Raw genomic sequence first — 21,011 nt, forward strand, 5'->3', positions numbered from 1 at the left:
TCCTTTACAGCTTCCCTGCCGACAATGACTCCACACGCGGCAATACGCCGTAACACGGAGAACTTCCATGAGCGTTCTGGACGGAGTGTCACTGCTACTGGCAGTGGGGCTGTTCATTTATCTGTTGGTTGCGCTGTTGCGCGCGGACCGGAACTAGGAGCGGCTATGCACAGTTATGACTATTGGCTGATCCTCGCGTTTTTCACGGTGGTATTGGTCCCGGCGCCTTTTCTCGGGCGCTTCTACTACAAGGTAATGGAAGGTCAACGCACGTGGCTGACGCCGATTCTCGGGCCGGTGGAACGCGGCTGCTATCGCGTGGCCGGCGTTGATCCGCAGGCCGAACAGAGCTGGCAGAAGTACGCCCTGGCCTTGCTCGCCTTCAACCTCGCGGGCTTTTTGCTGTTGTTCTCGATCCTGTTGTTCCAGGATCACCTGCCGCTGAACCCGCAAAACCTGCCGGGCCAGGAATGGACGCTGGCGTTCAACACCGCCGTCAGCTTCATGACCAACACCAACTGGCAGGCGTACAGCGGCGAAGCGTCGCTGAGCTACCTGAGCCAGATGGCCGGTCTGACCGTGCAAAACTTCGTCAGTGCCGCCACCGGCCTGGCGGTATTGGTCGCGCTGTGTCGCGGTATCGGTCGCAAGTCGACCAAGACCCTCGGCAATTTCTGGGTCGATATGACCCGCGCTACCCTCTACGGCTTGCTGCCGCTGTGCCTGCTGCTGGCGCTGTATCTGGTCTGGCAGGGCGTGCCACAAACCTTCGCCCAGTACGTAAATGCAGTGACGATGCAAGGCGTCGATCAAGTGATCCCGCTCGGCCCGGCCGCCAGCCAGATTGCGATCAAGCAATTGGGCACCAACGGGGGGGGCTTCTTCGGCGTCAACTCGGCGCACCCGTTCGAGAACCCGACGGCGTGGAGCAACCTGTTCGAAGTCGGGTCGATCATTCTGATTCCGGTCGCCCTGGTGTTCACCTTCGGCCATTACGTCAAAGACCTGCGTCAGAGCCGCGCGATCATCGCCTGCATGCTGGCGCTGTTCCTGATCGGCGGCGCGACTTCGCTGTGGGCTGAATACCAACCGAATCCAACCCTGAACAACGTCGCCGTCGAACAGACCGCGCCGCTGGAAGGCAAGGAGACGCGCTTCGGCACCACGGCCACGGTGTTGTGGTCGGTGACCACTACGGCGGCGTCCAACGGCTCGGTCAATGGCATGCACGACAGCCTTAACCCGCTGAGCGGCATGGTCGCGCTGGTCAACATGATGGTCGGCGAAGTGATCTTCGGCGGCGTTGGTGCCGGCCTCTACGGCATGTTGCTCAACGTGTTGATCGCGGTGTTCCTCGCCGGCCTGATGATCGGCCGCACCCCGGAATACCTCGGCAAGAAACTGCAAGCCCGGGAAGTGCAATTGCTGGTGGTAACCCTGCTGGTGATGCCGGTCGGCGTATTGGTGCTCGGCGCGATTGCCGCCAGCCTGCCTGGCCCGGTCTCGGCGGTGAGTAACCCTGGCGCCCACGGTTTCAGTCAGTTGCTTTACGCCTACACCTCGGCCAGTGCCAACAACGGTTCGGCGTTCGGCGGCTTCGGTGCCAACACCGCGTTCCACAACCTGATGCTCGGTCTTGGCATGTTGATCGGTCGCTTCGGTTACATCCTCCCAGTACTGGCATTGGCCGGCAGCCTGGCGATGAAGAAGACCGCACCGATCGGCCAGAACAGCTTCCCGACCCATGGCCCGCTGTTTGTGACTCTGCTGACCGTGACCATTTTGCTGGTGGGTGGTTTGACCTTCTTGCCGACGCTGGCGCTGGGTCCGATTGCTGAACATCTGAGCATGGGCTTCTAAGGAATCCATCATGAATATGCCTGTAAGCAAAACCGCCGTCGTCAAGGCGCCGGAACAACCGAAAACAGCGATCTCGGCCCTCTGGCGCCCGGCGCTGGTGCAAGCCTTCGTCAAGCTCGATCCACGGCAATTGCAGCGTGCGCCGGTGATGCTGGTGGTCGAACTGACTGCCATTCTGACCACCGTGCTGTGCTTCATTCCCGACGCGGCGGTGCCGACCTTCGTCGCCGCGCAAATTGCCGTGTGGCTGTGGTTTACCGTGCTGTTTGCCAACTTCGCCGAAGCGTTGGCCGAAGGTCGCGGCAAGGCTCGCGCCGATAGCCTCAAGGCCGGCAGCGAAGGCCTCAGCGCCCGCCGCAAAACCAGTAACGGTACGTTCCAGACCGTGCCGGCGACCAGCCTGCGCAAGGGCGATGTGGTGCGCGTCGAAGCCGGGGAAATGATCCCTGGTGACGGCGAAGTGATTGAAGGCATTGCGGCGGTCAACGAAGCGGCGATTACCGGTGAATCCGCGCCGGTGATTCGTGAGTCTGGCGGAGACCGCTCGGCCGTCACCGGCAACACTCGACTGGTGTCCGACTGGTTGCTGGTGAAGATCACCGCCAACCCTGGCGAATCGACACTGGACCGCATGATCGCCCTGGTCGAAGGCGCCAAACGCCAGAAAACCCCGAACGAAGTCGCGCTCGACATCCTGCTGATCGGCCTGACGCTGATCTTCCTGCTGGTGGTCGTTACCCTGCAGCCGTTCGCCCACTTTGCCAATGGCAGCTTGCCGCTGGTGTTCCTGGTGGCGTTGTTGGTCACGCTGATCCCGACCACCATTGGCGGTTTGCTGTCCGCCATTGGTATCGCCGGCATGGACCGTCTGGTGCGCTTGAACGTGATCGCCAAGTCCGGCCGTGCCGTGGAAGCAGCGGGGGACGTACACGTCCTGTTGCTGGACAAGACCGGCACCATCACCTTTGGTAACCGTCGTTGCACCGCGGTGCATCCGGCCCCGGGCGTCACCGCCAAGGAACTGGCCGAGGGCGCGTTGTTCGCCTCGCTGGCCGATGACACGGCTGAAGGCAAATCCATCGTCGAGTACCTGCGCGGCACTCAGCCACAACCAGAACCCGCCGCCGAGTTGCTGACAGCGGTACCGTTCAGCGCTGAAACCCGTCTGTCCGGTGTCGACTATCAGGGCCGCGTGTATCGCAAAGGCGCGGTGGATTCGTTGTTGGCCTTCGTCGGCCTGAAACGCGCTGACCTGGCCGCGCCGCTGTCCCGGGAAATCGACAAGATTGCCCAAAGCGGTGGCACCCCGTTGCTGGTCTGCGCCGACGGCAAACTGCTCGGTGTGATTCACCTCAAGGACGTGGTCAAGCCTGGCATCCGCGAGCGTTTCGCCGAGCTGCGCAAATTGGGGATTCGCACGGTCATGGTGACCGGCGACAACCCGCTGACCGCCGCTGCGATTGCTGCCGAAGCGGGCGTCGACGACGTGCTGGCCGAAGCCACCCCAGAGAAAAAACTGGCGCGCATCCGTCACGAGCAAAACGACGGTCGCCTGGTTGCCATGTGCGGAGACGGCGCCAACGACGCCCCGGCATTGGCCCAGGCGGACGTCGGTATGGCGATGAATGACGGCACCCAAGCGGCGCGCGAAGCGGCCAACATGGTCGACCTCGACAGCGACCCGACCAAGCTGCTGGACGTGGTGCAGATCGGCAAGGAATTGCTGGTGACCCGCGGCGCGTTGACGACCTTTTCCATCGCCAACGACGTGGCCAAATACTTCGCGATCTTGCCGGCGCTGTTCGCCTCGATTTATCCGCAACTGGGCGTGCTGAACGTCATGCACCTGACCAGTCCGCAGAGCGCGATTCTCTCGGCCATCGTGTTCAACGCCTTGATCATCGTCGTGCTGATTCCACTGGCCTTGCGTGGCGTGCGGGTGCAAGCGGCGAGTGCGGCGGCGTTGCTGCGACGCAATCTGCTGATCTATGGATTGGGCGGGATTGTGGTGCCGTTCGTGGGCATCAAGGCAATCGACATGCTGTTGACGGCGTTGCATCTGGTTTGACGCCATCGTCGGAACGCCGCCCCGGAACAAGCTCGCGCCCACCGGGGAATGCGGTGCTTTTGCAGGAGTGAGTCTGCTCGCGATGAAAGCACCTCGGTGCACCTGATCGAACCCTGTATGTGTTATCCGAATTCGAGGATTTTGAAATGTCCACAATGATACGTCCGGCCTTGAGCCTGTTGGTCCTGATGACCCTGATCACCGGCGTCGCTTACCCGTTGGTGGTCACCGGTGTCGCCCAGGTTGCGTTCCCGGATCAAGCCAATGGCAGCCTGGTGCACGACGCCGACGGCAAGGTCCGTGGCTCGTCGCTGATTGCCCAGGATTTTGTCGGTGACGCCTGGTTCCATCCACGCCCCTCCGCCGGTGCGTTTGCCACCGTGTCGAGCAGCGCAAGTAACCTGTCACCGAGCAACCCGGCGTTGGCCACACGAGTGATCGACGATGCCAACAAACTGCTGGTGCCGGGTCAGGGGCCTGTGCCGTTGGCCATGCTGACCACCTCCGGCAGTGGTCTCGATCCACACTTGCCACCGGCCGCGATTGCCTATCAACTGGCGCGAGTTGCCGCTGCGCGTAATCTGCCGGTGTCTACGCTGCAACAACTGCTGGACGCGCACATTGAACAACCATTGGTGGGACCGCCAGTGGTGAATGTGCTGGCGCTTAACATCGCGCTGGAAAACTTGTAAGTCGGTGGCGCTGCCATTCGCGAGCAGGCCGAATAATCACCACATCAATATCTAAAAAAGAGAGCTTCAAGCATGAGTGACTCCGGCCGCGCCGACGCGTTGTTAGCAGACTTGCCCCGCGATGGCCGTGGCCGGCTCAAGGTGTTCCTCGGCGCTGCGCCCGGTGTCGGCAAAACCTACGCCATGCTGCAAGCCGCTCATACCCAGCTGCGCCAGGGCGTCAAAGTCATTGCCGGCGTGGTCGAAACCCATGGCCGCGCCGAAACCGAAGCACTGCTCGGCGGCTTGCCGCAACAGCCGTTGGTGCGCTCGGAATACCGGGGCGTGATGCTCGAAGAAATGGACCTGGACGGCCTGCTCGCGGCCAAGCCGAAACTGGTGCTCGTCGATGAACTGGCCCACAGCAACGCCCCCGGCAGCCGCCATACCAAACGCTGGCAAGACATCCAGGAATTGCTCGCCGCCGGCATTGATGTCTACACCACGGTCAACGTCCAACACCTCGAAAGTCTCAACGATCAAGTGCGCGGCATCACCGGTGTGCAGGTGCGTGAAACCCTGCCGGACTGGGTGCTGCAAGAAGCCTACGAACTGCTGCTGATCGACCTGCCACCCAGGGAATTGCTTGAGCGTCTGCGCGACGGCAAGGTCTACGTGCCGGAGCAGGCGCGGGCGGCCATCGACGCGTTTTTCACCCAGACCAACCTGACCGCCCTGCGCGAAATGGCGATGCAAACCGCTGCCGCGCAGGTCGACAATGACCTGGCCCAGGGTTATCGCCAACTCGGTCAAGCGGCGCCAGCGGTACGCGGCCGTTTGTTGGTGGGTGTCGATGGCGATGCTCAGGCCGAGCGGCTGGTGCGTCACGCCAGTCGCGTTGCCCAGCGTCGGCATCTGCCGTGGAGCCTGGTGCATGTCGACAACGGCAGCGTGCGTGACGAGCAATCGCGCCTGCGTCTGCAAAGTGCCCAGCAATTGGCCGAGCGCCTCGGTGGCGAAGTGGTGTTGCTGCGCGCCGGTGAAGTCGCGAAGACCCTGATCCAGCACGCCGCCGAACGCCGCGCCAGTCTGGTGCTGGTCGGCCAGTCCCGGCAGCGGTTGCGTCGGCGCTTGTTCGGTGGGGGCTTGGCGTCACGCTTGCTGCGCGATGCGCGGGGGCTGGAAATCAACGTCCTCGACAGCGATGATTTACCGCAACAACCGCGCCAGCGTTCGGCACAATCGCTGGTGTGGTTTGACTACGCGCTGGCGCTGGTGGCGACCGTTTTGGCCAGTGCGTTGGCGTGGGGCGTGGCGAGTATTTTGCCGCTGCCCAATATCTCGCTGGTGTTTCTCGCCGCCGTGTTGCTGGTGGCGGTGCGCAGCAGCCTCGGTCCGGCGCTGGCCTGTGCGGCGCTTTCATTTCTGACCTACGACTTTCTGTTCATTCCGCCGAATTTTTCTTTCGCCATCCAGCGCGAAGAAGACGTGCTGACCTTGCTGTTCTTCCTGCTGATGGCGGCGCTTACCGGCAACCTCGCGGCGCGGCAACGTCGGCAATTGCAGGCACTGCGTGACACCCAGGAAGAGACCACCGAACTGCTCGACCTGTCGCGCAAACTGACGGCCGCCACTGATCGCCAAGCCGTGATCAGCGCCGCTGCACAGCACCTCAACGGCTGGAGTGACTTGCAGCTGTGCCTGCTCAATCAAGACGGGCAGGGTGGCTGGAAAGTCGAAACTGGCGGCCCGATAGAGTTTTCCGAAGCTGAACGCGCGGCCGCCGATTGGGCCTGGCAACACGATCAACCCGCTGGTGCAGGCACCGGAACATTGCCAATGGGGCGTTGGTGGTGGTGGCCGTTATCGGTGGAAGACGGGCCGTTGGCATTGATGGGCGTGTGCGCCAAAGAAGGCCAGACCTTAAGCGGTCAGCGTCGGCGTTTGTTGACCGCATTGAGCCAACCGCTGGCCCAGGCGTTGGCTCGGGCGCAATTGGCCGAAGACCTCGAAGCGGCGCGACTGCACGGCGAAACCGAGCAACTGCGCAGCGCACTGTTGGCGTCGGTGTCCCACGACCTGCGCACGCCGCTGACGTCCATGCGCGGCAGCATCGACAGCCTGTTGGCCCTCGGTGAAGCCATTCCGCTGGAGGATCGCAAGGAGTTGCTCGAAGGCACCCGCGACGAAGCCGAGCGGCTGGATCGCTACATCCAGAACCTGCTGGACATGACCCGTCTCGGTCACGGCGCGCTGAAGCTGGCGCGTGATTGGGTGTCGCCGGCCGACATCGTCGGCAGTTCACTCAATCGACTGCGCGCCGTGCTGGCGCCGTTGCAGGTCAGCACCGACGTGCCGCCGCAGTTGCCGCTGCTGTATGTCCACGCGGCGCTGATCGAGCAGGCGCTGGTCAACGTGCTGGAAAACGCCGCGCGATTCTCACCGGCACATGGGCGTCTGCAATTGCGCGCCGGTGTCGAGGATGGCGAGCTGTTTTTCTCGGTGAGTGATGAGGGGCCGGGCATTCCGGAGGAGGAACGGGCAAAGATTTTCGACATGTTCTACACCGCTGCGCGCGGTGATCGGGGCGGGCAGGGCACCGGGCTGGGGCTGGCGATCTGTCAGGGCATGGTCGGTGCGCATGGCGGTCGGATCAGCGTCGCTGACGGCATTGAGGGCCGCGGAACGTGCATCACGCTTCACTTGCCCTTGCAGGAACAACCTGCCTTTGAAAGTGAGCGCTGAAGTGAAGCCTGATACCCTTTGGACATCCCCATGCCGCGATCAGAAACCATGAGCCAGACCGCGACCATTTTGGTCATCGACGACGAACCGCAAATCCGCAAATTCCTGCGCATCAGTCTGGTCTCCCAAGGCTACAAAGTGCTGGAGGCCGGTACCGGCACCGAAGGCTTGGCGCAAGCGGCGCTGAACAAACCGGATTTGCTGGTGCTCGACCTCGGTTTACCCGACATGGACGGCCAGCAAGTGCTGCGCGAGTTTCGTGAATGGTCGACGGTGCCCGTGCTGGTGCTGTCGGTGCGTGCGAGTGAAGGGCAGAAAGTCGAAGCACTCGATGGCGGCGCCAATGACTATGTGACCAAACCCTTTGGCATTCAGGAGTTTCTGGCGCGGGTGCGTGCTTTGTTGCGCCAGGCGCCAGTCGGTGAAGCCCAGCAGGCGGCGTTGACGTTTGGGCCGTTGACCGTGGACCTGGCTTATCGGCGGGTCCTGCTCGATGGCGTCGAAGTGGCGCTGACACGCAAGGAGTACGCGGTGCTGGCGCAACTGGCGCGGCATCCGGGACGGGTGATTACCCAGCAGCAACTGCTCAAGGATATCTGGGGGCCGACCCATACCGAGGACAGTCATTACCTGCGGATTGTGGTCGGACATTTGCGCCAGAAACTGGTGGATGATCCGACTCAGCCGCGGTTTATCGTGACTGAGGCGGGGGTTGGGTATCGGTTGTTGAGTGAGGGTGGGCTTTAGATCTGCTTTGCCTGATCTGGCCCCTTCGCGAGAACCTCAGGAATCCCGCTCACTCTCATACCGATCCAGCGTATCCCGAGCAATTTCCCTACCCAGCGCGATCAACTCCGGCGCCTTGTAAAACTCGAAAAACCGGCAAACCCTTTTCGGTACGTTGATCAGGATGTCCGGCGGGTAACCGGCAATCTTGTACTGCGCCAGTGACGTCTGCATCACCTCGAAGCTCTGGTTGATCAGGTCCAGCAAAGACGCCGGCCCAACGTTATCGATGATGAACGAACCGGTGGCCGACTTCGGCGCGCCATCGCGTTCCGGGGCGGCGGCAGGTTGCTGGGCTTCGGGTTCGGCGGATTCGATCCAGGGGTTGATGTCAGCCGCTTCGGCCATCAACGCTTCCTTTTCCAGCAGCAGTAATTGCTCGGCCTGTTTGCGTCGGAACGGCAACTTCGAGCCCAGTGAATTGATCAGGCTGTCGAAACGGCTCTTGAATGCCGGAGGACGCTGGATAACAGGTAATTGATAGTGACGCTGGTTGGTGGAGTTGAGGTTGACCGCGATGATCAGGTCGCAATGACTCGACACCACCGGCACGATTGGCAAAGGGTTGAGAATGCCGCCATCCACCAGCATCCGGTTGCCCTGCATCACCGGAGTGAAGAGGCTGGGGATCGCCGCCGAGGCGCGCATGGCCTGATGCAGACAACCTTCCTGGAACCAGATTTCCTGCTGGTTGGTCAGGTCCGTGGCCACGGCCGTGTAGGGAATGCGCAAGTCCTCGATATTGATCTCGCCGACGATCTTGCGGATCTGCCCGAAGACCTTCTCACCGCGAATCGCGCCAAGCCGAAAGCTGACGTCCACCAGGCGCAACACATCGAGGTAATCCAGGCTTTCGATCCAGTTGCGATACTCGTCAAGTTTGCCCGCCGCATAAATTCCGCCAACCACCGCTCCCATGGAACAACCGGCAATGCAGGCGATGTCGTAACCGCGCCGTTCGAGCTCTTCAATGACACCGATATGGGCATAACCTCGGGCTCCGCCTGAGCCCAGTACCAGTGCGATACGCTTTTTCATGAATCGCCCTCGTCTGACAAGGTTCAACAATGCACCTATCAAGGGGTGGGCTTCAATCGCCATGGTCGCTCGATAGGCCGATGGCGTCGTTTTTTCGACACTCCATGGCGGCACTTGGCTATTCTTGCCCGCGCTATAGTGAGTTTGCTTCGAGCGGCCAAGGCACTTTTCCCGCGCCGGGCCGTCTTACCTGCACGACTGTTGACCTATCTTGAGGTGGTATTGATGAAAGCCTGGATTTGCGTACCTTTGATTGCGCTGGCGCTCGCCGGTTGTGCCGGCAAAACGGCTTACCGCGAAAGCTGCGGCAGCCAGATTGACGCCGCGTGGCATGAGCTAGACTTGGCCAAGGCCGAAGGTTTCGCCGGGACTGTCAGCTACTCCAAGGCCCTGTCGTTACTGACCGGCGCCAAGACCCAGCAACAATTCGAAGCCTACGAAGGCTGCACCAGCAAAGCCGAGAAAGCGCGCTTCTATATTCGGGAGTCGCGTGCAGGCCGTTGAGGCATGACGCGGGTAAAAAGGGACACTCGATTCAGGGAGTAAGCGATGTCTGATTTGGTTGATCGGTTGGTGGCCCATGTCCTGGGCCTTGAAGTCCGCTTGTTGGCCTGTCAGGCGCGTTTGACTGCCCGCACTGACCCTGAAGCGTTGCACGACCTGCGCACCACGGTTCGCCGTTTGCGCAGCCTCTTGCGCCCCTTGCGCGGCCTGCCCGGTGTCGAGCAGGTGGAAGCGGCGGCGTCCCGGGTCGGCGAGCTGACCACGCCGTTGCGTGATCGCGAAGTGCTGGCGGCGTACCTGCTCGAGCACGGTCAACCCGAAGCCGCCCACCGGCGCATGACGTTGATGGCCGAGGCGTATCCAGCGGTGGCGGTCAGTGCCGAGCTGGCGCAGTTGCTGATGATCATTGATGCCTTTCCGCGTTTTTTGCGCGCGTCCCAGCGCCAGGGTTTGCTCAAGGGTCTGCGCAAACGCATTGAAAAACGCTTGGGCAAACAATGGAAGAAACTCGACGTTGCCCTGCACGACCCGGCCCACGACCGTCATCGCTTGCGCCTGTTGATCAAGCGTGTGCGCTACGGCATCGAGGCCTATCCCGAATTGGACCGCTTGCCGAAGGCTGCCTTGGCCCGATTGAAATCGGCACAGGGGGCTTTGGGAGATTGGCACGACAGTTGGCAATGGCTGGCCAGGGCGCAAGAGGAGGCGGACTTGCAGCCTTGTGTCGCGGTCTGGAAAACCACCATGGCTAACGCTGAAGCCCGCGCCGACCGTGTCCTCGACAAACTCAGCGCCCGCTGCTTCAAATCCTGAAAACCCCGCAAATCAAATGTAGGCGTGAGCCTGCTCGCGATGAGGCCGTGACATTCAACAGTGATGTTGGCTGTCATGCCGCTGTCGCGAGCAGGCTCACTCCTACAGGGTTTTGTGTTGAGTATGGAATCTAGTATGCGGCTCTTCTGTCAGTACTTTTGGCCGGAACAGGTGCTGTATCCCCATCGCTGGCTGGTTAAGATCCTCCTCTCCTTTTCCCTTTTCCGAGGTCTTCATGCGCTTTTGCGATCTGCTCGACGCCGTCCGCCAGCAACCGCTGGAGCTGTCTATTCCAGCCGGATGGGCGCAGGGGCGGGCCAGTTTTGGTGGCCTGGTGGCGGCGTTGCAATTCGAGGCCATGCGCGCAAAAGTCCCGGCAGACCGGCCGGTGCGTTCGCTGGCGATCACCTTTGTCGGACCGGTCGAGCCTGAAGTGCCGGTCAGCTTTGAAGTCGATGTCTTGCGCGAAGGCAAAGCCGTCAGCCAGGTGCTGGGCCGGGCGATGCAGAAGGGGCAAGTGGTGACGTTGATTCAGGGCAGCTTCGGTGCCTCTCGGCCTTCCGAAGTGGCGATCACGGCTGAACCTGCTCCGGAAATGAAGCACTGGGACGAGTGTCAGGAATTGCCCTTCATCCCCGGCGTGATTCCGGAGTTCATGCGCCATCTGGCAATGCGCTGGGCCGTCGGCGGCATGCCGTTTACCGGCAACTCTTCCCGTCAAATGGGCGGTTGGGTGCGGTTACGTGGGGATGTGAAGGAAGAGGCCGTCACCGAGTCGCATATCCTCGCGCTGGTGGATGCCTGGCCGCCGTCCTTGCTGCCGCACCTGAAAAAAACCGCGATGGGCAGCACGCTGACCTGGACCATCGAATTCGTTCAGCCGTTGCTGGAACTGAGCACGCTGGACTGGTGCAAATACCTGGTCGAAACCGAGCATGCCGCAGACGGCTACGGTCATGCGGCCGCGAAGTTGTGGAGCGCGGACGGCCGGTTGATCGCCATGAGTCGGCAGACGGTAACGATTTTCGCCTGATCAGTGCCGACGATGGCGCTCACGCCAGGCGCGCCACCAGCCGCCGCTGAGGAAAAACCGTGGGAAGGTCAGGAATTGCTCGACCAGCAAGCGTGACACTGCATCTTTTCGATCGCTGAACGGTTCGGAGGCTTGCGCCTCCAGGCTGTGACCGTGACGTTGCAGACCCAGCGCAGCGAGAAGGCCGATCACGCCGATGGCGATGTTCAACAGGCTCAGGCTGAACACCCCGGACACAATCAGCAGAAACGCGACAATGAACAGTGGTACGGCAATCAGGTGCAGCACCAGGTTGGTCGGGTGCTGGTGATTGTTCGGGTACGCGCGCCATTGCCAGGCGGGTAGGTTGGGGTGACGTTTGCCCATGTTGAACTCCTCAATCCGTGTTGACCGTATGATTGAAGAATAGGCGGGGGGAGGGTGGTCGGCGAATCGAGGTTGGCTATGGGGGTGATAGGTAGGGATTGATGATGGCCGGGCTGACGCTATCGCGAGCAAGCTCGCGATGGGGCCCTTACAGCTTGAGCTGCCCGATTGCCCTACTCAGTTCCCCAGCCAATGCCGCCAGCTCATGACTGGTCGTCGCAGAATTAATGGTCTGCTGCACCGTGTTCTCGGTCACGTCGCGAATACTCACCACCGCCCGATTCATCTCCTCTGCCACCTGGCTTTGCTGCTCGGCCGCCACCGCAATCTGCGTATTGCTTTCACGCATCTGCGCCACGGCGCTGGTGATTTCGGCCAGCGCGGCGCCAGCTTCTTGAGCCTGCTTCACGCAATCATCGGCCTTGAAGGAGCTTTCCTGCATGAAGTCCACCGCGTCCCGGGTCCCGGCCTGCAAGGCGGAGACCATCAGGGTGATCTCGTCGGTAGAGGTCTGCACGCGCTTGGCCAGGTTGCGCACCTCATCGGCCACCACTGCAAACCCCCGACCCATTTCGCCCGCCCGTGCCGCTTCGATGGCCGCATTCAGGGCCAGCAGATTGGTCTGCTCGGCAATGCTATGAATCACCCCGACTACGCCGTTTATTTTCTGACTGTCCTCGGCCAGGTGCTGAATCATCTCCGCCGTCTGCTGCACACCGCTGGACAACCCGGCAATCGACTTCTGCACGCGACACACCACTTGCTGCCCACTTCCCGCCAGCTTGTCTGCCGTTTGCGAGAGGTCGCGGGTGGCGCCAGCGTGCTGGGCGATGTGATAGACGGTGGCGGTCATTTCATTGATTGCCGTGGCGGCCTGATCGGTTTCGCTTTGCTGGCCGAGCATGCCGTGGCGCACTTCGTTCATGCTCGAAGCCAGGCGCGCAGCATCGACATCCAGTTGCCGGGCCGTGCTGGCGACGGTGTTGACCACTCGCTGGTATCCGGCCTGCATCGCGTTGAAGGCGTTGGCCATCTGCCCGACTTCATCCTGGCAGGCCAGCGGCACACGGGCCGACAGGTCGCCGGTTTTTTCGACGTGGAGCATCACGTCTTTCAAGGTGTTGAGCTGACTCAGCAGGAAGCGGATCAATAGCTGCGATGCGCCCAGCATCGCCAGCATCAAGATAAATACAGCCACCGCGTACTGGGCGAAACGTTCGCTGAAGACTTGACTCAGGCTCGGGCCAAAAGCGATCACCGCGACTTGCTGACCGTCGGGGCGGGTGAACACCTCGGCACCCATCAACGGGTTGTCGCCGAGCAGCGGCATCGGGTGGATCTCGACCCAGCCGTGGCTGTCCGTCAGTTCCAGGAGTGGCTGAGCGTTCAACAATGGCGCCTGTCCGCGTCCGAAGGTCAGCAGGTTGTCGGCCTTGGGCAGCGGTTGCCCGACGGGCCAGGCACTGAGCAATCGCGCCTGTGCCTGGGCAGCCCCCTGCGCGGCGTGACTGCGGACTTGTTGTTCGAGTTGCACGGCGTACAGCACCAGCAACAGGGTGGTGAAGAAAGCGACCGCGTTGACCGCCCAGAATTTGTATTTCAGCGAGATGTTGCTAAGCCAGGCACCCATGGAGGTCTTCTCTGATAGCGGAAACAGCATTGGCAAGGTGCCAGCATTGTGCCGCTATCGAAGATTCTGAATTTGATGTGGATCAACATGCACCACAGTCCCCCTGCAGGAGTGAGCCTGCTCGCGATGGCGGTCTGTCTGAGACATCAATGTTGAAAGTGCTGGCGCTATCGCGAGCAGGCTCACTCCTACAGGGGATCGGTGGTTACTGGGGGATTGTGGGCAAGCCGAAAAACGCTCGTGCACAGTCGGTGCTGTGGGCGGCGAGATCTTCTTGGCTTTCCCCACGATGCAACGCCACTTCCCGCAACACTTCAGTTAAATACGCCGGCTCGTTGCGCCCGTTTTTCGGCTTCGGCCGCAAGCTGCGTGGCAGCAGATACGGTGCATCGCTTTCCAGCATCAAACGTCCGCGTTTGATCTCCTTCACCAGCGGATGCAGATGCGTGCCCCGGCGTTCGTCGCAGATCCAGCCGGTGATGCCGATGTGCAAATCCAGGTCGAGGTAGCTGAACAGGGCTTTCTTTTCGCCGGTGAAGCAATGCACCACGGCGGCCGGCAATTGATCACGGTAATCGCGCAGGATTTCCAACAGTCGCTGGCTGGCATCGCGCTCGTGCAGGAACACTGGCAACTGCAACTCGACCGCCATCGCCAGGTGCTCTTCGAGGACCTTTTCCTGTTGCGGGCGTGGCGAGAAGTCACGATTGAAATCCAGCCCGCACTCACCCACGGCCACCACGTTCGGCTCCTTGAGCAGACTGCGCAAACGCTGCGCGCTGTCAGCATTCCAGTCGCTGGCCGCATGGGGGTGAATGCCTGCCGTTGCGAACAGGCGTTGAGCGCTTTCGTCCAGCTGTTGGCACAGTTCCAAAGCCTGTTCGCTGCCCTCGACACTGGTGCCGGTCAGGACCAATTGGCAAACCCCTGCGGCGTACGCGCGGTCGAGTACGGCCTGGTGTTTGTCGGCAAAACTGGGGTTGGTCAGGTTGACGCCGATATCGATGAGTTGCATGGTGCTACCTCGGACCAAAGGCCGGAAAGCATATCAGAGCTGTAGATTTATAAGAAAAGCCAAGAACTACAACGAGTTGAAGCTGTCTCTTGATGCCGCGAGACAGGCCAGGGTGGTCATGGTGCCATCACTGTGCCAGTCTTGCGCACTTTGCCAGCGCTCATGGCGCTCTGTTTCTGACGTTCGATTTCGTGATTTTTTTCGAAATCGGCCCAGTATTCTTTCCGGAGAGTGGATGACACGTCCCTCGATTTTGCTACTGCTGTGCTGTTCGTTGCTGCTGCCGATGCCGGCGGTCGCGCGTCTGGCCGGGCCGCTGCAAGCCGTGCCGGCGGCCAAGGTGCGCGATCTGGCAGAAATTCGCAGTAGCCGCGTGTTGCGGGTGCTGGTCAATCAGAGCAGCAATAGCTCCGGCGAAGTCCGGGGCCAGGCCATCGGCGTCGAATACCACCGCTTGCGCGCCTTCGAGCAATACCTAAACGGCCACGCCCGCGACGGTCAGGAAGTCACCCTCAAGATCATTCCCAAAGCCAAGGATCAACTGCTCGGCGCCTTGCAGCGCGGGGAAGGGGATCTGGTCGCGCCCGGGGAGTTGCTCGATTTGCAGCCTGGCCACGCAGTCAGCAGCAGCGAACCAATCGCCAGCAATATCCCGTTGGTGCTGGTGGGGATCAAGGGCGAGCGGCGTTACACCCGGGTCGAACAACTCTCGGGCAAGACCCTGGCGTTGCCCACTGGCAGCGCGGCCGGCGATGCCGTGAGCCAGATCAATTCAAAACTCGCACTGCACAAGTTGGCGCCGATAAAGATTGAATGGGTCGACCCCAGCCTGGCCGTTGAAGACGTGCTGGAAATGGTGCAGGGCGGGATCTTTCATCTGACGATTGTCGAGCAACCGATTGCCGAGCGCTGGGGCAAGATCCTGCCTAAATTGCGCTTCGACAAGCAGGTGCTGATCAGTGAACCGGGCGAAGAGTTCTGGTTTGTGCGCCGCGATGCGTCGATGCTGCGGGCGAGCATCGATCGCTTTTTGACGACGTACAAGAAGCCGTCGGACCAGGACGTGGCGTTTCTGCGGATCTATCGCCGGCTGTACCAAGTGCACTATCCACTGGCCAAAGCCGACCGTCAGCGCCTGGAAAAACTGCGACCGGTGCTGCAGAAACACGCCGACGCCCAAGGCATGGACTGGTTGAATCTGGCTGCGCTGGCGTTCAAGGAGTCGGCGCTGCAACCCAGCGCCCGCAACGGTGGGGGGCCCACCGGCCTGATGCAAATCACCCCGTCTGCCGCCCAGCGAGTGGGGGTCAACAACATTCAGGACCTCGACGCCAACATCCAGGCCGGGGCCAAGTACCTGGCCATGATCCGCCGCAAGTTCTTCGCCAGCCCCAAGCTCAACGAACGCGAGCGCATGGCGTTCGTGCTGGCGGCCTACAACATTGGCCCGGAGCGGGTTCAGGGTATGCGCGCCGAAGCCCGACGGCGTGGCCTGAATCCCAATCAGTGGTTCTTCCAGGTCGAGCGCATTGCCATGGAGCAGGTGGGGATGGGGCCCGTCAGCTATGTTAATAGCGTGAACAAGTATTACCTGGCGTTCGATCGTGAGAGGGAGTCATTGGAGCCACAGGGACAAAAAGTGGCCTCTCGTAAATAATCAACTAAACTGATTGTTATGTCGCAATTATTGCGCTTTTCACATTTGTTTTATCGATTAATATGGTGCCCAACGAACACACACTCACAATGGATGACACAGCATGAGCTCACTGATCAACAAGGTACTGTTTACCCGCGCCGGTTTCGGCCTGACCGCGATACGGATTGTCGTCGGGATCATCTTCGCAGCTCATGGCGCGCAGAAGCTCTTCGGTATGTTTGGTGGCTACGGCATTGCCGGCACCGCGCAGTACATGGAAAGCCTGGGCCTGGCACCGGGTCACCTGATGGCGATTCTGGCCGGTGGTACCGAATTCTTCGGTGGTCTGGCGTTGATCATCGGTCTGCTGACACGTCCGGCAGCGCTGGGCCTGACCTTCCTTTCGCTGGTTGCGATTTTCTCGGTTCATATCCATAACGGCCTGTTCATGGCCAACAACGGTTATGAATTCGCCCTGGCTTTGCTTGGTGGCAGCATCGCGGTACTGATCGAAGGTGCCGGCAAGCTGTCGCTGGACCGCGCCATTACCGACTGACCGCTCTGGCTCAACGAAAAGGCCCGCATTGCGCGGGCCTTTTTTGTTGCGCGTCATTCTTGACACTGTCCGGTCAGCTTCTCTAGGATGTTGCCCATGCGCCGATTTAAACAGCTACTTGCGGGGCGCCAGGTGACTCATCCAGTTGCCGATAGAAGCTTGAAACAGGCTTCGAAATACCGCTAAAGCGCTGGTTCGGTGTTGCCTCTCACCTGCCATGCAGAATTTTGAGGCAGAGACACGACTCGATGAACGCACTTAGCCCTGTAGTACGTCCCGCGCCGATCACGGCACACCTTACCCAGCGCAATCCAAAAATCCTGCTTGGCGGTAAACATCAGCCGACGCTCCTGCGTTACCTCGATGGCTGGCCACGTCGTACCGGCGGGCCTGCAGCCTTCCTGATCCAGTTTGTCGAAGACGGCGAATCGCTGGCTCGATTTGCCAGCGACAGTTTTGACCTGGCGGTGATTCAATCACCGAGCCTCGAAGACGCGCCGCAAGTGATAAAACAACTGACCCGTGTTGCCCGACAAGGCCTGATTACCCGCCGCTGAGGTTCAGGGATACTCAATCGCCACGATGTACACGCATTGCTCACCGGTCGGCGTCTGGACCCGAACTTCGGCGTCCAGCGCCTTGCCGATCAGTGCGCGGGCGAGCGGTGAATCGATACTGATCAGCCCCAGTTTCAGGTCCAGCTCATCCGGGCCGACAATGCGATAGCGCGACTCTTTGCCGTCTTCGTCTTCAATTGTGACCCACGCCCCGAAATAAACTTTGTTCGGATCGCTGGGCTTTTCGCTGACCACCTTCAACGCTTCCAGTCGTTTAGTGAGAAAGCGCACACGGCTGTCGATTTCGCGCAGCATTTTTTTGCCGTAGGTGTATTCCGCGTTCTCGGAGCGATCACCCTGTGCCGCTGCCTCGCTCACCGACTGCGTCACTTGCGGTCGCCGAACATGCCAAAGCTCATGAAACTCGGCCCGCATCCGCGCTTCACCTTCGGGGGTGATCAGCGCGGTGCCAGCGGGGCGGGGTGGACGATAACGGCTCATGGCAACTTCTTGTATTTGAGAAGGTTCGAGTCTATCAACCCTCGCGCAAGACTGTCAGGGGGCTGGCGTTCAACGCACGACGCGTACCGAATACACCGGCGCCGCCAATCAGCACCGCGCCGATCACGGGCAACACCAACAACCAAGGATGCGGGTGCCACGGCAGGTCGAAGGCGTAGCGGTAAAGCACCAGGCTCACCAGTTCCGAGCCCAGTGCCGCCAACAAACCGCTGACCGCGCCGAGCAAACCGAACTCGATCCGCCGGGCCTTCACCAGCAACTGCCGCTCGGCCCCCAGCGCGCGCAACAGGGCGCCTTGGCGAATGCGTTCATCGAGGGTCGCCTGCAGGCCGGAAAACAACACCGCCATCCCCGCCGCGAGTACAAACAACAGCACATATTCCACCGCCAGTGTGACTTGGGCGAGGATGCTGCGCAGCTGTTCCAGCAAGGCTTCGACTTGCAGAATCGTCACTGCCGGGAAGCTGCGCGAGAGGTCGACGATCTGCTGATCGTGACCGGCCGCCAGATAGAAACTGGTCAGGTAAGTCGCCGGCAAATCTTTCAGGGTGCCGGGCTGGAAGATCATGAAGAAGTTCGGTTGGAAGTTGTCCCAGTTGATCTCTCGCAAGCTGGTGACCTTCGCTTCACGATTGACCCCGCCTACGGTAAACACCAGGTGATCACCGAGCTTGAGCTTCAGGCTTTCGGCCACCTTGCCTTCAACCGACACACCGGGAACCTCGTCCGGTGTCTGCTCGGTCCACCAGTTGCCCGCGGTGAGTTTGTTGCCCGCCGGCAAGTCCGCCGCCCAGGTCAGGCTCAGGTCGCGCTGGATCGCCCGATCACCCGCCGAATCCTTGCTGACGATGTCCTGAACCGGCTCGCCATTGATGCTGATCAGTCGACCCGGCACCACCGGATAAAGTGGCGCGGACTGCGCCGACAGTTGAATCAGGCGATCCGTAAAGGCCTGTTTGTCCGCCGGCAGAATGTTCAGCGCAAAATAATTCGGTGCGTTTTTCGGCAATTGGTTCTGCCAGGTGTCCAGCAGTTCGCCTCTCAGCAACGCGATCAGCGCCATGGACAGCAGAATCAGGCCGAAGGCCAAGGCTTGCCCGGCAGCAGCCAGTGGATGACGTAGCAGCTGGCCCAGACCGAGGCGCCAAGGCAGCGAAGCACGGGCCAGCAGCCGGCGCAGGCTTTTGAGCAGCAGCAAAAGCAAGCCACCGAGCACCAGTGCGGCGATTACGCCGCCGCCGAGCAGGGCGAAGGTCAGTACCAGGTCGAGGCTCAGGCGCCACATGATCAGGCCGAGGGCACCCAGGGCGGCGCCATAGACCATCCAGGTGCTGGACGGAATTGGCAGCATGTCTCGGCGCAATACGCGCAGTGGTGGCACTCGACCGAGCGCGGCCAGCGGTGGCAGCGCAAATCCGGCCAGTGCCACCAGCCCGGTTCCGATCCCGGCAATGGCCGGCAGCAGACCACCCGGCGGCACGTCAGTCGGCAGCAAATCATGCAGCAAGGCGAACAGCCCCAACTGAGCCAGCCAGCCAAGGAGGGCGCCACTGAGGCTGGCGAGCAGCCCGAGTACGGTCAACTGAAAACTGAACAGCGCCATGGTTTCCCGGCGTGACAGGCCCAGGCAACGGAGTAGGGCACTGGCATCGAATCGGCGCGTGGCAAAGCGCGTGGCCGACAGCGCTACCGCCACGCCGGACAACAGGACCGCCACCAGACTCGCCATGTTGAGGTAACGCTCGGCCTTGCCCAGCGCGCCGCCAATTTGTCGGTTGCCATCGCGGGCATCCTGCAGGCGCTGGTTGGCAGCCAGGCCCGGCTTGACCAATTGGCGATAGGTTTCCAGCGCCTCGGCTTTGCCGCGCCAGAGTTCCCGGTAGCTGACCCGGCTTCCGGGTTGCACCACACCGGTGGCGGCCAGGTCGCTGAGGTTGATGAGCACCCGTGGTGTGAGGCTATAGAAGTTGCCGGCCCGGTCGGGTTCGTAAGTCAGGACACGTGCCAGTTTCAGGGTTTTCATGCCGACGTCGATGCTGTCGCCGATCTTCAGATCCAGCGCTGTCAGCAGTCGCGCCTCGACCCAGGCCTCGCCGGATTTCGGCCCGCCGCCGGGTACTTCCTGCGCAAAAGGCGCCGGGGCACTTTTCAGTTCGCCGCGCAGTGGGTAGGCATCATCGGCCGCTTTTATGCTGGACAGTTGAATGCCGTTATCGGTGGCGATGACGCTGGAGAACTCCACTACCTGTGCGTGTTCAAGCCCCAGTTCCATACCGCTTTTGATTTGTTCGGGGCGTGCCGGTGAGCTGCCTTCGAGCAACAGGTCGGCGCCGAGAAATTCGGTGGCGCGCAACATCATGGCGCCGTTGAGGCGGGCGCCGAAGTAGCCGATGGCGGTACTCGCCGCTACGGCCACCAGCAGGGCGAAGAACAGCACGCGCAATTCACCGGCGCGGGCATCACGCAGCAGTTGACGGATGGCAAGACTGAACAGGCGCAACAGCGGCAGGCGTGCCATCAAGGCTCCAGTGGGGCGACCAGCAGGCCGGCTTCAAGGCGGATCAGGCGCCGGCAGCGATGTGCCAGGCGTTCGTCGTGGGTCACCAGTACCAGTGTCGTGCCGCGTTCCTGATTGAGTTCGAACAACAAGTCGCTGATGCGCTCACCGGTATGGCTGTCGAGGTTGCCGGTGGGTTCATCAGCGAACAGCACATCGGGCTCGGCGGCAAACGCACGGGCAATCGCTACACGTTGCTGTTCGCCACCGGATAGCTGGCGGGGGGAGTGGGTCAGGCGCTGGCCCAGGCCGACCCGTTGCAGCAACTCGGTGGCCCGCTCGCGGGCATCTTTGCGGCCATCGAGCTCCAGCGGCAACATGACGTTTTCCAGGGCGTTGAGGCTGTCGAGCAACTGAAAGGACTGGAATACAAAACCGACATGCTCGGCCCGAATGCGTGCGCGTTGATCCTCATCGAGGGTGCTCAGCCCTTGCCCGGCGAGGGTGACTTCGCCGCTGCTGGGCAGGTCGAGCCCGGCGAGCAGGCCGAGGAGGGTGGATTTGCCGGAACCGGAGGCGCCGACGATGGCCAGGCTGTCGCCCTTGTTCAGTTCCAGGCTGAGTTCGTGCAGGATAGTCAGTTCACCTTCCGCGCTGGGAACCACTTTGCTGAGGTTCTTCGCGGTGAGAATGCTTGCGCCCATGGAGAAT

At 61.3% G+C, this 21,011-nt stretch carries 19 protein-coding genes; 12 read left to right on the top strand and 7 right to left on the bottom strand.

Features of this window, described 5'->3' with window-relative positions; all coding sequences use genetic code 11:
• The first annotated feature begins 67 nt into the window (after nucleotides 1-67).
• From kdpF to J2X66_RS23130, 6 genes are all read left to right on the top strand, one after another.
• Complete coding sequence (gene kdpF, locus J2X66_RS23105) at nucleotides 68-157, top strand: K(+)-transporting ATPase subunit F (RefSeq protein WP_007899818.1); 90 nt, start codon at nucleotides 68-70, stop codon at nucleotides 155-157.
• A gap of 8 nt (nucleotides 158-165) precedes the next feature.
• Nucleotides 166-1,860 (top strand): potassium-transporting ATPase subunit KdpA, encoded by a 1,695-nt coding sequence (kdpA, locus tag J2X66_RS23110; protein WP_310268974.1) that lies wholly within the window; start codon nucleotides 166-168, stop codon nucleotides 1,858-1,860.
• Between the two features lie 10 nt (nucleotides 1,861-1,870).
• The gene (gene kdpB, locus J2X66_RS23115) at nucleotides 1,871-3,928 is read left to right on the top strand and encodes a potassium-transporting ATPase subunit KdpB (RefSeq protein WP_310268977.1); all 2,058 of its coding nucleotides are present in this window, start codon (nucleotides 1,871-1,873) and stop codon (nucleotides 3,926-3,928) included.
• Nucleotides 3,929-4,074: 146 nt separating this feature from the next.
• Entirely contained in the window at nucleotides 4,075-4,620 is a 546-nt protein-coding gene (gene kdpC, locus J2X66_RS23120; RefSeq protein ID WP_310268980.1) for a potassium-transporting ATPase subunit KdpC, read from the top strand.
• A gap of 72 nt (nucleotides 4,621-4,692) precedes the next feature.
• On the top strand, nucleotides 4,693-7,344 hold the full coding sequence (locus tag J2X66_RS23125; RefSeq protein ID WP_310268984.1) for a sensor histidine kinase KdpD: 2,652 nt from the start codon (nucleotides 4,693-4,695) through the stop codon (nucleotides 7,342-7,344).
• Between the two features lie 48 nt (nucleotides 7,345-7,392).
• A complete protein-coding gene (locus J2X66_RS23130) occupies nucleotides 7,393-8,091 on the top strand; it encodes a response regulator (RefSeq protein WP_310269294.1) in 699 nt (232 codons plus the stop codon).
• A 36-nt stretch (nucleotides 8,092-8,127) separates the two neighbouring features.
• Here the strand turns inward: J2X66_RS23130 and J2X66_RS23135 are convergent, their stop codons facing one another.
• Nucleotides 8,128-9,168, bottom strand: a complete 1,041-nt coding sequence (locus J2X66_RS23135; RefSeq protein ID WP_310268987.1) for a patatin-like phospholipase family protein — start codon at nucleotides 9,166-9,168, stop codon at nucleotides 8,128-8,130.
• Nucleotides 9,169-9,393: 225 nt separating this feature from the next.
• On the opposite strand from J2X66_RS23135, the gene J2X66_RS23140 reads away from it, so the two are divergent.
• The 3 genes from J2X66_RS23140 (at nucleotide 9,394) to J2X66_RS23150 (ending at nucleotide 11,518) form a co-directional block, all read left to right on the top strand.
• Nucleotides 9,394-9,672, top strand: coding sequence for a hypothetical protein (locus tag J2X66_RS23140; RefSeq protein ID WP_027925691.1), 279 nt, complete (start codon nucleotides 9,394-9,396; stop codon nucleotides 9,670-9,672).
• Nucleotides 9,673-9,717: 45 nt separating this feature from the next.
• A complete protein-coding gene (locus J2X66_RS23145; RefSeq protein WP_310268990.1) occupies nucleotides 9,718-10,485 on the top strand; it encodes a CHAD domain-containing protein in 768 nt (255 codons plus the stop codon).
• A 235-nt stretch (nucleotides 10,486-10,720) separates the two neighbouring features.
• On the top strand, nucleotides 10,721-11,518 hold the full coding sequence (locus tag J2X66_RS23150) for a thioesterase family protein (RefSeq protein ID WP_310268993.1): 798 nt from the start codon (nucleotides 10,721-10,723) through the stop codon (nucleotides 11,516-11,518).
• Here J2X66_RS23150 and J2X66_RS23155 read toward each other — a convergent pair whose 3' ends face one another.
• The 3 genes from J2X66_RS23155 to J2X66_RS23165 all read right to left on the bottom strand — a co-directional run bounded on the left by J2X66_RS23155 (nucleotide 11,519) and on the right by J2X66_RS23165 (nucleotide 14,529).
• Entirely contained in the window at nucleotides 11,519-11,884 is a 366-nt protein-coding gene (locus tag J2X66_RS23155) for an Mpo1-like protein (RefSeq protein WP_027925694.1), read from the bottom strand. It lies immediately after the preceding gene.
• Nucleotides 11,885-12,032: 148 nt separating this feature from the next.
• The gene (locus tag J2X66_RS23160) at nucleotides 12,033-13,514 is read right to left on the bottom strand and encodes a methyl-accepting chemotaxis protein (RefSeq protein ID WP_310268996.1); all 1,482 of its coding nucleotides are present in this window, start codon (nucleotides 13,512-13,514) and stop codon (nucleotides 12,033-12,035) included.
• A gap of 205 nt (nucleotides 13,515-13,719) precedes the next feature.
• Nucleotides 13,720-14,529 carry a TatD family hydrolase gene (locus tag J2X66_RS23165; RefSeq protein ID WP_310268999.1) on the bottom strand — a complete coding sequence of 270 codons (810 nt, stop codon included), beginning with the start codon at nucleotides 14,527-14,529 and terminating at the stop codon, nucleotides 13,720-13,722.
• A 235-nt stretch (nucleotides 14,530-14,764) separates the two neighbouring features.
• Here J2X66_RS23165 and J2X66_RS23170 point away from each other — a divergent pair, with 235 nt between their 5' ends.
• From J2X66_RS23170 to J2X66_RS23180, 3 genes are all read left to right on the top strand, one after another.
• Complete coding sequence (locus J2X66_RS23170) at nucleotides 14,765-16,186, top strand: transglycosylase SLT domain-containing protein (protein ID WP_310269002.1); 1,422 nt, start codon at nucleotides 14,765-14,767, stop codon at nucleotides 16,184-16,186.
• A gap of 103 nt (nucleotides 16,187-16,289) precedes the next feature.
• The gene (locus tag J2X66_RS23175) at nucleotides 16,290-16,724 is read left to right on the top strand and encodes a DoxX family protein (protein WP_027925698.1); all 435 of its coding nucleotides are present in this window, start codon (nucleotides 16,290-16,292) and stop codon (nucleotides 16,722-16,724) included.
• 248 nt (nucleotides 16,725-16,972) lie between these two features.
• Nucleotides 16,973-17,281: a class I SAM-dependent methyltransferase gene (locus tag J2X66_RS23180; RefSeq protein WP_310269005.1), complete on the top strand. Its 309-nt coding sequence runs from the start codon at nucleotides 16,973-16,975 to the stop codon at nucleotides 17,279-17,281.
• A 3-nt stretch (nucleotides 17,282-17,284) separates the two neighbouring features.
• Here the strand turns inward: J2X66_RS23180 and greB are convergent, their stop codons facing one another.
• From greB to J2X66_RS23195, 3 genes are read right to left on the bottom strand one after another with little or no spacing between them, the layout of a single operon-like run.
• Nucleotides 17,285-17,782 (bottom strand): transcription elongation factor GreB, encoded by a 498-nt coding sequence (greB, locus tag J2X66_RS23185; protein ID WP_123432654.1) that lies wholly within the window; start codon nucleotides 17,780-17,782, stop codon nucleotides 17,285-17,287.
• A gap of 34 nt (nucleotides 17,783-17,816) precedes the next feature.
• Complete coding sequence (locus J2X66_RS23190; RefSeq protein ID WP_310269010.1) at nucleotides 17,817-20,321, bottom strand: ABC transporter permease; 2,505 nt, start codon at nucleotides 20,319-20,321, stop codon at nucleotides 17,817-17,819.
• Nucleotides 20,321-21,004: an ABC transporter ATP-binding protein gene (locus J2X66_RS23195; RefSeq protein ID WP_007943616.1), complete on the bottom strand. Its 684-nt coding sequence runs from the start codon at nucleotides 21,002-21,004 to the stop codon at nucleotides 20,321-20,323. The genes J2X66_RS23190 and J2X66_RS23195 overlap by 1 nt, the downstream gene beginning before the upstream one ends.
• Between the last annotated feature and the right edge of the window lie 7 nt (nucleotides 21,005-21,011).

The sequence above is a fragment of the Pseudomonas sp. 3296 genome (assembly GCF_031456615.1).
In the GTDB taxonomy this organism is placed as follows: domain Bacteria; phylum Pseudomonadota; class Gammaproteobacteria; order Pseudomonadales; family Pseudomonadaceae; genus Aquipseudomonas; species Aquipseudomonas mucoides.